Here is a 12,929-nt window from a genome sequence, read left to right on the forward strand (position 1 = left end):
CTCTCCCCTTACTTGACTGCCCCGGCGGAAATGCCGGCGATGAAGTGGCGCTGCAAAGCCACGAAAACGATGAGAATGGGTGCGGTGAGCAGAACTGCACCGGCCATGATGCCACCCCATGACACTTTGGTGAGCCCGATGAGGGTGCCAAGTGCCACGGGTGCGGTCATCATTTCCGGACGGGAGTTGATCAGCAGCGGCCAGAGATAATTATTCCACGAAGCGAGGAAGAGGATGATCGACAGCGCCGCCATGGTGGGGCGCGCCAATGGCAGGGCAATGCGCAGGAATATCTGCCATTCCTTGACGCCCTCGACCCTTGCCGCATCGAAAAGCTCCGTTGGCATCATGGAAAAGGATTGCCGCATGAACAGCACGCCGAGCGAGTTGAACAGTGGCGGCACGATGAGTGCCACCCAGGTGTTGGCGAGCTTGAATTCGCGCGCCACCATGATGAATTGGGGAATGACGACAACTGCAAAAGGCAAGGTGATGGTGCCGAGAATGATGGCGATCACCACCGAGCGTCCGGCAAAACGATAGCGCGCCAGCGCCCAGCCCGCCATGGAGGTCAGAAACACCGAGAGAGCCGTATAGATGACCGCAACGGTGATCGATATGAACATCGCCCGCAGGAAGTTGGTATCCGCCTGAAGGTTTTTGAAGTTCTCGATGAAATTGGTGGACGGGACGAGCACGATGTCGGGGCTGAAAATGCCAAAATCAGGCATTGTCGAGAACACGAACATCATCCACAGCGGAAATAGCCAGATGAGGGCAAGCGGCGTCAGCGTCGCATGCAGCGCGATCTTCTGCCAGAGAAGCGATCTGGATTTCGATCTCATTTCGGCTCCCTCCCGACCCAGAGATTAAGAAGCGAAATGGCGATGGCGAGCGCCGCCATGGTGTACGCGATGGCCGAGGCGTAGCCGAAATTGAGCGAAGTGAAGCCCTGCCGGTAAAGGAACAACCCCAGCGTTTCCGTACCGCCGCCCGGCCCACCCCTGTTGGTGATGAGGAAAGGCTCGGCAAAAAGCTGCATGGTGCCGATGACGGACAGGACCACGCAGAAAAGGATGATGGGTTTCAACAGCGGCAGTGTGATGTGGAAGAACTGCTGCCGCTTGTTCACCTTGTCCAGTGTCGCCGCCTCATAGACATCGCTGGGGATGGATTGCAGGCCGGCCAGAATGATGATGGCGTTATACCCCGCCCAGCGCCATGTGACGGCGATGATGACCAGCGCCATGGCCGCATTGGCATTGTCGAACCACGAGATGGGCGAAAGGCCAACGGAAGTGATGAGCTTGTTGATGATGCCGAAATCGGCACTGAACATCAGCCGGAAAACTGCCGCATAAGCGACTTCTCCGACGACGACGGGTGCGAAGAAGGCAAAACGGTAAAGCGGGCGTACCTTCAACAGTGGCGAGTTCAGAAGTACCGCCATGACGGTCGCAAGCGCGATCATGACAGGCACCTGAATGACCAGAATGATCAGCGTATTGTAGAGCGCATTATAAAACGCCGGATCGGAGACCAGCCTCCCCCAGTTCATGGAGGGCGCAAACCGCCAGGGATTGATGCGGGTGTTCTGAAACGACAGCATGAACGAGCTGACGATCGGCCAGACCCAGAACGTCGCGAAAATCAGAAGATAGGGCGCAAGGAACGCATAAGCGATCCTGTTCCTTGACGGCATGACGACCTCCAGATGCGATGGTTGGAAAGCTTGGAGAGGCCGGTCCTGCTAAACCGCAAGGCCGGCCATCCGAGAGCTTCATTCCGCGACCGGCAGCCCCGTGGCCGTTTCGATCTGCTTTGCGGCATCGTCGAGAGCTGCTTTCGCATCGGGATAACCACCCGCGAAATATTTGGTCTGCGTCGCCTTGTAGATCGCATCTGCATCCGACTGGAACGCGGTGCCACGGCTGGGCACGATTTTCGGCAGGGTCGCCAGAATATCGGTCCAGACCGCCTGCCCACCCCAATAGGGCTGCTTTTCCTTGACGAAAGGATCATCGATGGCGGAGAGAAGCGAGGGAACGAGGCCGAAGGACTTCAGCATCGTCACCTGCCCCTCATTGGTGGTCAGCGCGTAGTCGATGTACTTCCAGGCGGCTTCCTTGTGCTTGGACGCCGAACTTATCGCCAGCGAAGAGCCACCGAGATTGGCTGCATGCGGACCGTCAGGCGTAAGGCTCGGCATCATATAGACACCCCACTTGCCCGAAAGACCGGGAGAGCCGGAGCGAACCGTGCCTTCATACCAGGCGCCATACATCTGGCTCGCGGCCTTGCCGGCAGTATTGGCCTGAATCTTCTCATCCCAGATCGCAGCCGTGATGATGCCGGCATCCTTCATCTGCTTGATCTTTTCAAGCGTCGCGACACAGGCAGGTTTGTTGATGGTGATGTTCTGGCCGTCGGTCGAAAAGTAACCGCATCCCTGCTCGTTGGCGATCATGCGGAACCACTCGCTGTCGCCGTTGAAGTCGGCCTGCGCCATCACGGTGCCGGGATTGGCGGCCATGACCTTCTTGCCAGCCGCGATGAAATCATCCCAGCTTTTGATGGTGGCCGGATCGACAGCAGCCTTTTCGTAGAAATCGCGCCGGTAAAAAACGGCCACCGGACCCGAATCCCAAGGCACCGCATAAGCTACGCCATCGACCTCCAGTTCCGTGCGCTTAAAGTCAGGAAAAAGCGCCTGTTTTTCAGGCGTATAGCCAAGTGCAGTCAAATCCGTGAAACAATCCGGGAACCGGCTCCAGAACAGTTCCGCCTCGAAATTTTCGACCGTTACAATATCCGGGAGGCCGTCGCCACCCGCTGCGCAAGCCGCCAGCGTCTTGTCGAAAACTTGATCGTTTCCAAGGTCTTCAACAACAATCTTGATGTCAGGATTTTGCTTGTTGAACCCTTCGACAGTGGATTTAAGCGCCGATGCGGCGACATTCCAGCTCCAGATGGTTAAGGTCTCGGATTGCGCCATTACCGGCGCTGCAAGGAGCACCAGAGCCGTCGACGCGCCAAGAAATTTAAAGCACATTGAAAACCTCCCTTTTTTCAATTGCCGTTCTTTAGCGAACATGGGCACATTACCGGCGGCAGGAAATCTGTCTCGTACAAAGGGAACATCGATTTGGCGGAAAGTAAGATTGCGGAAAGAGCCTTCTACCAGCCGGGTGCAAGCAGCATCGAAGGCATGCCGACCACGCTCCAGCTTTTTTACAACCACCCGCCCATCATGCTCAGGCCGCACTGGCATGCGCAGGTGGAGGTGAACTATGTGATGTCGGGATCCGTACATTACCGGATGGGCGACCACGACCTTTCGCTCGATGCCGGCCAGATGTGCATTTTCTGGGGCGGCCAGCCGCACCAGATGGACCGTTCCTCCGATGATTCGATTTATGCGGGCGCGCATCTGCCGCTCGTCCATTTTTTCCGCATGCGGCTGCCGGCTGCGGTTTCCAGCCTGCTGATGGGCGGCGCAACGATGGTGAGTGCGCACACGGACCGGGCCGACGAGGAAAATTTCGGCCGCTGGTTCCGTTACGTCACTTCGGGTGATCCGGCCAAGGCGCAGCACGCGGTGGAGGAATTGCTGCTGCGGGTGGAGCGCATGTTCCTCGAGCCCTATACCGTCATATCCTCCGCCGTCAGCGGCAAACGGGAAGAGAACGACGAGAGCATGGCGCCCTCAATCGGCGTGGTGCGCATGTGTGATTTCATTGCCGCCAATTTTCTAGACGACATCGACGCGACCGAAATTGCCCGCGCCGCCTCGCTTCATCCGAAATATGCGATGAACCTGTTTCGCAAATCCACCGGGATGACGCTGATCAAATATCTGACCTTGCTCAGGCTTTCCCGCGCCCAGGCGATGCTGATGAACGGCAAGGACAATATTTTGCAGATTGCCATGGAAAGCGGCTTCGGCTCCGTCAGCGCCTTCAACAAGGCGTTTCGTCAGATCGCCGGCATGTCGCCTTCCGATTTCCGCCGCGATATGCGCGCGACGGCGGCTTAATTTTCCGCCTCTTCAAAATCGGAGTAGCCGGCACTGCGCTGGCCTGCCGCCTTGCGATAGGCGCGGGGCGAATTGCCGAGCATTCGCCGAAACATGGTGGTAAAAGCCGGAATATTTTCATAACCGGCATCCAGCGCCACATTGGTCACCGCCTCGCCCGCGGCAAGCCTCGGCAAAGACGCAAAAATGCAGGCCTGCTGACGCCAGGTGACAAAACTCACCCCCAACTCTTTACGAAATAACCGCGTAAAGGAGCGCCGGCTCATGCCCATGGCGGCGGCCCAGTCATCGATTTCCACTCTGGCCACAGGCTTTTTCAGGAACTCGCGGCAAAGACCGGCAAGACGCTGATTATCGGGAAAGGGTAATCCCAGCGGGCGTTCCGGCAGACGGTTTACCTCATCAAGCAGAAGCGCCCGCACCAGTCCCTGCCGGTGAAAAGCGGCAGGTTGCAACTCCTCGCCCAGCAATTCCGAAATCAGGCTGGAGGCAAGGGCGGTAATTTCCACCACCCTTGGGGCCCCGGCTTGAAACAGATCGGGGTGAACGTAGATCGAATGCATCTCCACCGTTGAGATGATCTCAGCCTCATGTTTCAGCCCGGCTGGAATGATAAGCCCGTGACCGGGCGGTATCATCCAGCGCCCGGCGGCGGTGCTGACCAGCACGACGCCCTGGCGTGCGCACCATATCTGCACCCGACCATGGCTGTGGACCGGGGTACGGTGTCCTGTCGGATAGGCACGGTGAAGCGCCAACACCGGCTCGTTGGTGCCATCGATCAATTTCAGGCTGCGCTCATGGTCGTCATCCGCCAGACGGGCGGGTTTTAGCGATTTGATTTTTGCCATTTGGCCCATTCACAAAGAAACTCGTCCAGAACACGAAAGCAGGCCAGAAACAATATGAATAAAAGCGGGAAGAAATAAAGACACGTTTCCCGTCTCTCGCGGGGAATCTGGAGAGGATACATCATGGCCACCGTCACCAGCACCGGGTTCAGCCCGCAACGCACGGCGTTTTCAATTATTGCAGCAGCCAGCTTCTGCCACATGCTCAACGACATCATGCAATCGCTACTGACGTCGCTTTATCCGCTGCTGAAGGCCAATTATGCGCTCGACTTCATGCAGATCGGGCTGCTCACCTTCGCCTTTCAGGTCACGGCATCGCTGTTGCAGCCTGTCGTCGGCATGGTGACCGATCGCTGGCCCATGCCTTTCTCCCTGCCAGTCGCCATGCTCTCGACCTGTGCCGGCCTCATCACGCTCGCATTCGCTCACAGCTTCGAGGTGCTCGTAATCGGCGCCTGCCTGATCGGTGTCGGCTCAGCGATCTTCCATCCGGAGGCGTCCCGCGTTGCCCGTCTGGCATCCGGTGGTCGCCACGGTCTGGCACAGTCCTTCTTCCAGGTTGGTGGCAATACAGGCACGGCCATCGGCCCGCTGCTGGCCGCCTTCATCGTCATCCCGTTCGGTCAAGCCAGCCTCAGCTGGTTCTCACTGATCGCGCTGATGGGCTTTGCCGTCTTGTCCTGGGTCGGCGTCTGGTATACCCGCCACCGCCGCGCGAATGTCGGCAAGGCTCCGGCCAGCCGCGCACTTCCGCTGGCACGCGGCACCGTGATGATGACGCTTGCCGTGCTGGTGGTTTTGACCGCCACCAAGAACGCCTATCTCGCCAGCCTTTCCAGCTATTTCACGTTCTACACCATCGAGAAGTTCGGGCTGGGCGTGCAGGATGCGCAGGTTCTGCTGTTCCTCTTCCTTGGCGCTTCTGCGGCGGGCGTTTTCTTCGGTGGCCCGATCGGCGACCGCTTCGGCTCGCGCGTCGTCATCTGGTTTTCGATCCTCGGCGTCATTCCCTTCGCGCTGATGCTGCCCTATGCGAACCTGTTCTGGACGACCGTTCTCGTCGTCGTCATCGGCTTCGTCTTCTCCTCCGCCTTCTCGGCAATCGTCGTGTTCGCGCAGGAACTGGTACCCGGGCGCGTTGGTCTCATCGCCGGCATGTTCTTCGGTTTCGCCTTTGGCTTCGGTGGCATCGGGGCCGCGGTTCTCGGGATCTATGCGGATAAGGAAGGCATCGAGTTCGTCTATCGCATCTGCTCCTACCTGCCGCTGCTCGGCCTGTTGACGGTGCTTTTGCCAAAGTTGCCGAGCCACCGGTAAAGACCCTACGCTCTCAAGCGTTTCGTCACGGCAGTCACCTGTGATAATCACGGTGACTGCCGTAATTCGTTGAGCGAAGACCAGCCACATGCAGATACCGATAAAATCGATCCTCGTCTTTCATGCTGCGGCAAGGGCGGGCAGCATTTCGCGGGCGGCGGAAGAGCTGAGCGTTACGCCTTCAGCCGTTTCCCAGCAGATCCAGTTGCTTGAAGGCCAGCTTGGCACGACGCTGATGGCGCGGACCGGCCGCAAGGTGACGCTGACGGAGGCGGGCGAGCGGTACTTCTCGATGATCACTGCACAGATCGAGCAGATCACCGATGCCACCGACAGTATTCGCGGCTTCCGCTCGGTGACCACGCTGACAATCAGGGCAACCCCGACCATTTCCAACAAATGGCTGCTGCCGCGTCTCGGCTCCTTTCTGGAGGAGCATCCCGAACTGGAAGTGCGCCTCGACGGCACCAACGAGCCGACCGATTTTTCGCAGGAGCTTGTCGACATAGAGCTGCGCCATGGCGATGGCCGCTGGCCGGGCCTGTTTGTGGAAGGGCTCGTGGAAGAGGAGTTCCTGCCGGTCTGTTCACCGGATATGCCCGGTGCCGGTACATTCCTGCCCGAAGATTTGCAGAACCAGCGGCTTATCCACTCGGTCAAGGCGCAGGCGCAATGGAACCACTGGTTCCCGCTTTCCGGCGTGACGGCTGAAAAGCGCTGGCGTCGCGTTCTGTTCGATCGCAGCCACATGGCCATCGACGCCGCCGTTCTGGGCATCGGCGTGGCGCTGGAAAGCACGTTGATGATGGAGCGGGAACTGCAACGCGGAATGCTGATCCCGGCCGTGGCCGATGCGCCCCGCATCAAGCTCGTCACGCAATGGATCGTTTGCCCGCATTCCCACCTGCGTCAGAGAAAAGTGACGCTGTTTCTGGAGTGGATGCGAAAACAACGCGACGAGTGGCGTGCCCGTCGCGTTGTCTGATGCTTCAGGCTTCCTGTTTCAGTCTCAATAAAGACCCATCAACCGTATCGGCCCGAGCGTCAGCACCGGGAAAAGCACGAGTGCGAATATGGCGAGCGTCAGCACCGTCATCGGCGCCAGCGAACCACGAATGACGTCTTCGATCTTCATGTTCGCCACCTGTGCTGCCGCGAACAGGCAGACCCCGACCGGCGGCGTCACAAGGCCAAGTGTCAGCGTCATGACAGTCACGATCAGGAAGTGGATCGGATCGATGCCCAGCGCCTCCACCGGCGGCATCAGCACCGGAATGAGGATGAACATGGCAGGGATAGCCTCCATGAAGATGCCGATGATCAGCAGAAACACGAAGATCACCAGCATGCCCGACATCGGCCCAAGGTTCATCGCCTTCAAAAGCTCGGCCACCTGTTCCGGCAGGCCGTCGAAGGTGAAGACCCAGGCGGCAAGCTGCGAGGTGGCGGCGATGAACAGGATGGTGCCGGAAATGCGCGCCGTGGATATCAGTATTTCCGGCAATTCGCGAACCGGCAGCGTGCGATAGACCAGCACACCCAATACGGCCACATAAACAACCGCGATGGCCGCGGCTTCCGTCGGCGTGAACAGGCCGCTGGCGATACCGATGATGAGGATCAGCGGCGTGAGCATCGGCAGGATGGCGCGAAGGCCGGTGACGATAACCAGACGGAAATTGAAGGGCGTCGGCGGATTGTAGCCGTAATGCACCGAATAGAAGTGGTTAAAGACAAGAAAAGCGAAGGCGATGAAGAGGCCAGGCACCAGACCCGCAATGAGCAGCGTGCCGATCGACACATTGGCGATGGAACCGGCAATCACGATCAGGATCGACGGCGGGATGATGGAAGAGAGCGTGGAGGTGCAGAGCGTCATGCCGACGGCATAACCCTTTGGAAATCCGTGTCGCTCCATGGCCTTGATTTCGATTGCGCCCACAGAGGCGATATCGGCGACTGAGGAGCCGGAGACGCCGGAAAAGATGACCGACGAAATGACGTTGACGTGGCCAAGCCCACCGGGAAGCCAGCCGACCATCGCCTCGGCGAAATCGAAGATGCGCTCTGCCACACGCCCGCGCTCCATCACCGTACCGACCAGAATAAAGAGTGGCACGGCGACGAGAAGGAAAGAGTTCATCGACGAGAACATCGTCTGCGACAGAAGGTCCATGGGCATGGAGGTGAAGAGCCACAGCGTGCCGACACTGGCGAGCGCCAAAGCGATGGCGAGCGGCACACCCAGCATGCTGAGACCGAAAAAAGCGATGAGAAGAAAGACCGACATAGCTCAGTGTCCTGCTGAAATAGAGATATCGGCGTGGGCGATCTCGTCCGCGGGGATACCGATCTCGGGGAGCGCGATCAGGTCCCGCCTGCTGCGCAGCGATTCGATGATGGCCAGCACGGCGATAACGGCCGAGACAGGCAGAACCATGCCGATGGTCCACATCGGGATGGGCAAGGTCGCGGCGGTCTCGTTCATCATGATCTGCTGGCGCACCAGGGTGAAGCCCGTCCAGCCCATCATGCCGAAGAAAAACACCGAAGAACCGACATAGATCGGCACCGCCAACCGCCTGAACAGGCGGTGGAACAGCACCAGAAACACCACGACCCGCGCGCTTTCAACAGTGCGGAAACCGGCGGCAAGGCCAAGGAACACCATCCAGATGAAGAGAAAGCGTGTCGCCTCCTCGGTCCAGGGGAGCGGGCTGCCGATGAGGCGGCCAATGACCTGGAGAAGAACGACGACAAGAATACCGAAACAGGCCGCCCCGGCGGCGACATCAGCGATGACCTTGACGATGGTGCCGAGCACCGACGGTTTCGTATCGCGCATGACAATACCCTTCCACTGCTGAAACCGGATATCCGGTAAAACGAATGCCACCCTGCCGCTGCGGCAAGGCAACCCTTGCTGACGATGGGAGCGGCCGGGTTGCTAATCGGTGCAAGCCCGACCCTCCTTTCACTGGCGGCGTCAGTTCGTCTTGAGGAAAGCCTGCGTCTTGTCGAAAAACGCCTGATCTTTCACGAGGGCGGAGAATTTTGCCGAAAGACCAGTCGCGACAGCCACGAAAGCCTTGCGCTCTTCATCGGTCAGCGTGTTGACCTCCATGCCGTTCTTCTTCAGCGTTGCGAGCGACTTGTCGATATCGGCAGCATCGTTCTCGGCTTTCCACAGCTCGGTTTCCGTGGCCGCGTCCCTCAACGCCGTCTTGAAGCCCTCGTCGAGGCCTTCGAAACGGGCCGGGTTCATGCCCAGCACCCAGGCGTCAGCGATGTGGTTGCTGATCGTCAGGTATTTCTGCACTTCATAAAGCTTGGCGCTGACAGGCACGTTGACCGGATTTTCCTGCCCGTCGACGACTTTCAGCTGGAGCGCGTTATAGACTTCCGCAAAGGCCATCGGCGTCGGGGCAGCACCCATGGCGCCGAAGAATTCGACCCAGAGCGGATTGTTCGGCACACGCAGCTTCATGCCCTTGAGATCGGCAGGCGATTTGATCGGCGCCTTGGAGTTGGTGATCTGGCGCAGTGGCCGCGACCAGAGATCGAGCCCGAGAATGCCGATCTTGCTCAGATCGCCGGAAAGCTCCTTGCCAAGATCGCTGTCGAGATAGACGCGCAGCTGGTCGATATCGCGGAACTGATAGGGAATGGCGATGGCCGTGAATTTCGGATTGAACGTTGCGTAAAGCGATGTCGAGTTCAAGAGCATGTCGAGCGAACCGCCGGCCAGCTGCTTGACGCCCGCCGAAGGATCGCCGCCATAAAGCGTGCCGTTCGGAAACACCTTGATCTTGAGTTTGCCGTCAGTCTTTTTCGAAACAATCTCGGCGAACTTGTTGGCCGCGAGCGTGATTTCCGACGTATCGGAGTCCGGCGTCGAAAGCGTGAGCGTTTCCGCCTGCGCGATCGATGCAACCAGCATGGTGGCGGCGAGAGCCAGCCCGTAAAGTTTTGAAATTTTCATGTGTTCCTCCCTTTGTTGTCTCTAAACAGTTTCGAGCGTTCCTCCGAACGCATTCATGCGTTTAACTTCAAGGATCACACCGCTGTGATCAAGTTCGCCCGCACCATGCTCGACCATGGAGCGGAACAGCCGGTCAACCTCCTCGCCGACCGGTAATTTCAGGCCACGGCTCTTGGCGAAAGCAAGCGCCGTGGACGTATCCTTCAGCTGATATTTCGCCGGCCCGCCGGGGCGGAAATCGCTTTCCACCATGCGTTTGCCGTGCTGGCGGAAGACGGTGGACTCGGCAAAACCGCCAAGCAAAGCCTGGCGCACCTGCGCCGGGTCGGCTCCCCCCGCTTCAACCAGCGTCAAAGCTTCCGCTACGGCGCAGATCGTCGAGGCGACGATCAGCTGGTTGGCCAGCTTGGCCAATGAACCGCAACCCACCGGACCGACATGGGTGACGCGGCCGAGGCAATTGAGGAGTGGCCGCAATGCGTCCACATCCCGCTGCTCACCGCCGGCCATGATGGCGAGCGTTCCCTCAGTCGCCCCTTTTTCGCCCCCGGAAACCGGTGCGTCGACATAAGCGACGCCATGAGCCTTTGCCGCCTCCGCCTGTTCCCGTGCGCTGTCGACGGGAATGGAACTCATCACCAGCAGAAATGCACCAGGCTTCATGGTGGAAACGACACCCGAGGCGCCGAGCAGAACCTCGTCGCAGACCGGCCCGGAACTCAGCATACAGAGCACGACATCGGCTTCGGCTACAGCTTCGGCAGCCGTGGCCGTCGGCTGCACGCCCTTTACCGCCAGAACCGCAGCTTTTTCAGCACTGCGGTTCCAGGCCTTGACGGAAAAACCGGCCTCCGCCAGACGCGCCGCCATGGGTGCACCCATGATGCCCGTTCCGATGACAGCGATTTCGCGGATGTCCTGCATTTTTTCCACCCTTCAAAGCCATTGCCGGTTGAGGAAACGCACCGGCAACTCTTCTTCGATGAGGGCGGGAAACGCCTCGCGAAACCGGTCGAGATGGGGTGTTTTCAGATGGTCGTCGAAAGCTTCGCGGCTGTCATAGACCTCATAGAACACCACGTTGTTTCCGGATTCCGGCCGCACCACATCGAATTGGCGGCAACCCGGTTCATCCTGAACCGAATGGGTGGCATCATCTTGCGCTGCGTTAAGAAAGGCATCCATCGCGTCAGGCTTGACCCGGAATTCCGCGATTACCACGAAAGCTCCATTCGGCATGTCCCGTTCTCCGTCCATCACGCCGCAGCGTCTTTTTGCGGACGGAACTGGTTTTCCATGTCCTGGCGAAGCTTCACCACATCCAGGTCGCTCACCAGTTCCACATCGTCGAAGCTGACGATCTGGTCCTTCCTGATGGCGCGCTTCAGCTTGACATTATGGGCAAGGCCGATCGGCAGCGCCTTGATGTCGAGGCTGCGGGTGGCAGGGATGGCATTGGCCCAGACCGCGTAACCGCCCTCGCCGTCAAGCATTTCGCCGGGCTGCATGTCCTTCTTGGCCGTCGCAACCGCATCGCCGCGGAACTCCTTCGAGCAACCGGTGGCCTCGTTGCGCAGCACCGCGGACAGCACACTGATCGAGGTTTCCAGACCGATGATATGGAACGGACGCCACATGGAGGCGTACCAGCCCGAAGGATCGGTCAGCAGTCCATATTGCTTGAAGCAGGCGCGGGCATATTCGTTATGCGCCTTGAAGGTGACGAAAACGCCGTAACGGATGTTATTAAACACCTCGCGACCATCCGGCTCCTGGCTTGCGGCAATATCCACGAGACCGGAGCGCGACATGCGGCCGCCATCGGCAGCGGGGCGAAAGACGCGGGCGAGATCGTGCAGGCCGGCGGGCGGGAAGGCCAGACCGTCATCCGGGCAATCCAGCCCCGTGCCGTTTGCGACCGCCGCCATTTCGATGGCCGCCTTGGTGCCGTCGGTAAATGAATTGTACATTTTCGGATTGAAGTCGCCCTTGGCCACTTCCTCGTCAGTCCAGCCGAAGTAGCTCCAGACCGTATCAGGCGTCGAATACCGGTAACGCGGCTCGAAATTCATCCCCTTGCCGGCGGAAACGACCTCGAAGCCGGTGGCGCGTGCCCAATCGACCAATTCGCAGATCAGGGCCGGTTGGTCACCGTAAGCCATGGAGTAGATAAGACCCTTGGCCCTCGCTTTTTCGGCCAGGATCGGCCCGACCATCACATCGGCCTCCACATTGACCATGACGACATGTTTGTTGTGGTCGATGGCTCCGAGCGCATGGCGCGCGCCAGCCAGCGGATGGCCGGTCGCCTCGATCACGCATTCAATCTCGCCGCAGGCGAACAGTTCGTTCACATCGTCAGTCACATAGGTCTTGCCGCTCTTCAGCGCATCGGCGCAGCTCGTCGCGTCATAACGCTCCTTCGGCCAGCCGACGCGGTCAAACGATTCCCGCGCCTTGCCGACATTGAGATCAGCGACGGCGACCATGTGGAAACCGGCGATGCGCTGCGCCTGCGCCAGAACCATGGAACCGAACTTGCCGGCACCGATGAGACCCACCCTGACGGGCTTGCCACCGGCTGCGCGCTGCGACAGAAGAGAATAGAGATTCATGTTTTGACATCCTTCGCTGGGGAAATTGCTGGCGAGAGTGCCCAGTCAGCCCGGCGAAGGCCATGCGATACCGAGGCTACGAAGGGTTAACCCTCGCGGCACCGAAGACATGACGTTTCTGCGTT

General features: G+C 59.2%; 13 protein-coding genes. 3 read left to right on the forward strand and 10 right to left on the reverse strand.

All coding sequences use genetic code 11. The annotated features are described in order from the left end of the window. Nucleotides 1-8 precede the first annotated feature (8 nt). The 3 genes from G6L97_RS15000 to G6L97_RS15010 all read right to left on the reverse strand — a co-directional run bounded on the left by G6L97_RS15000 (nucleotide 9) and on the right by G6L97_RS15010 (nucleotide 3,052). Nucleotides 9-845, reverse strand: coding sequence for a carbohydrate ABC transporter permease (locus G6L97_RS15000; protein WP_111803012.1), 837 nt, complete (start codon nucleotides 843-845; stop codon nucleotides 9-11). Beyond that, nucleotides 842-1,702 carry a carbohydrate ABC transporter permease gene (locus tag G6L97_RS15005; RefSeq protein ID WP_065688896.1) on the reverse strand — a complete coding sequence of 287 codons (861 nt, stop codon included), beginning with the start codon at nucleotides 1,700-1,702 and terminating at the stop codon, nucleotides 842-844. Before G6L97_RS15005 ends, G6L97_RS15000 begins: the two co-directional genes overlap by 4 nt. A gap of 78 nt (nucleotides 1,703-1,780) precedes the next feature. Continuing rightward, nucleotides 1,781-3,052 (reverse strand): ABC transporter substrate-binding protein, encoded by a 1,272-nt coding sequence (locus G6L97_RS15010; RefSeq protein ID WP_035199351.1) that lies wholly within the window; start codon nucleotides 3,050-3,052, stop codon nucleotides 1,781-1,783. A 93-nt stretch (nucleotides 3,053-3,145) separates the two neighbouring features. Here G6L97_RS15010 and G6L97_RS15015 point away from each other — a divergent pair, with 93 nt between their 5' ends. Then, nucleotides 3,146-4,036: a helix-turn-helix domain-containing protein gene (locus G6L97_RS15015; protein ID WP_080801135.1), complete on the forward strand. Its 891-nt coding sequence runs from the start codon at nucleotides 3,146-3,148 to the stop codon at nucleotides 4,034-4,036. On the opposite strand, the gene G6L97_RS15020 is transcribed toward G6L97_RS15015, so the two are convergent. Beyond that, complete coding sequence (locus G6L97_RS15020) at nucleotides 4,033-4,887, reverse strand: AraC family transcriptional regulator (RefSeq protein ID WP_013761429.1); 855 nt, start codon at nucleotides 4,885-4,887, stop codon at nucleotides 4,033-4,035. The two genes, G6L97_RS15015 and G6L97_RS15020, sit on opposite strands and share 4 nt — an antisense overlap. Before the next feature lie 123 nt (nucleotides 4,888-5,010). On the opposite strand from G6L97_RS15020, the gene G6L97_RS15025 reads away from it, so the two are divergent. Next, nucleotides 5,011-6,207: an MFS transporter gene (locus tag G6L97_RS15025; protein WP_003517947.1), complete on the forward strand. Its 1,197-nt coding sequence runs from the start codon at nucleotides 5,011-5,013 to the stop codon at nucleotides 6,205-6,207. 88 nt (nucleotides 6,208-6,295) lie between these two features. Further along, complete coding sequence (locus tag G6L97_RS15030) at nucleotides 6,296-7,192, forward strand: LysR substrate-binding domain-containing protein (RefSeq protein ID WP_003517949.1); 897 nt, start codon at nucleotides 6,296-6,298, stop codon at nucleotides 7,190-7,192. 24 nt (nucleotides 7,193-7,216) lie between these two features. Here the strand turns inward: G6L97_RS15030 and G6L97_RS15035 are convergent, their stop codons facing one another. The 6 genes from G6L97_RS15035 to G6L97_RS15060 all read right to left on the reverse strand — a co-directional run bounded on the left by G6L97_RS15035 (nucleotide 7,217) and on the right by G6L97_RS15060 (nucleotide 12,804). Then, nucleotides 7,217-8,497 carry a TRAP transporter large permease gene (locus G6L97_RS15035; protein ID WP_003517952.1) on the reverse strand — a complete coding sequence of 427 codons (1,281 nt, stop codon included), beginning with the start codon at nucleotides 8,495-8,497 and terminating at the stop codon, nucleotides 7,217-7,219. A gap of 3 nt (nucleotides 8,498-8,500) precedes the next feature. After that, nucleotides 8,501-9,052: a TRAP transporter small permease gene (locus G6L97_RS15040; protein WP_003517954.1), complete on the reverse strand. Its 552-nt coding sequence runs from the start codon at nucleotides 9,050-9,052 to the stop codon at nucleotides 8,501-8,503. A gap of 141 nt (nucleotides 9,053-9,193) precedes the next feature. After that, on the reverse strand, nucleotides 9,194-10,189 hold the full coding sequence (locus G6L97_RS15045; protein WP_127966332.1) for a DctP family TRAP transporter solute-binding subunit: 996 nt from the start codon (nucleotides 10,187-10,189) through the stop codon (nucleotides 9,194-9,196). Nucleotides 10,190-10,210: 21 nt separating this feature from the next. After that, entirely contained in the window at nucleotides 10,211-11,113 is a 903-nt protein-coding gene (locus G6L97_RS15050) for an NAD(P)-dependent oxidoreductase (RefSeq protein ID WP_111800388.1), read from the reverse strand. Between the two features lie 12 nt (nucleotides 11,114-11,125). Further along, nucleotides 11,126-11,428: a putative quinol monooxygenase gene (locus tag G6L97_RS15055; RefSeq protein ID WP_003517960.1), complete on the reverse strand. Its 303-nt coding sequence runs from the start codon at nucleotides 11,426-11,428 to the stop codon at nucleotides 11,126-11,128. 17 nt (nucleotides 11,429-11,445) lie between these two features. Next, a complete protein-coding gene (locus tag G6L97_RS15060) occupies nucleotides 11,446-12,804 on the reverse strand; it encodes an NAD(P)H-dependent oxidoreductase (protein WP_035199360.1) in 1,359 nt (452 codons plus the stop codon). Between the last annotated feature and the right edge of the window lie 125 nt (nucleotides 12,805-12,929).

It is taken from the genome of Agrobacterium tumefaciens, from assembly GCF_013318015.2.
Classification (GTDB): domain Bacteria; phylum Pseudomonadota; class Alphaproteobacteria; order Rhizobiales; family Rhizobiaceae; genus Agrobacterium; species Agrobacterium tumefaciens.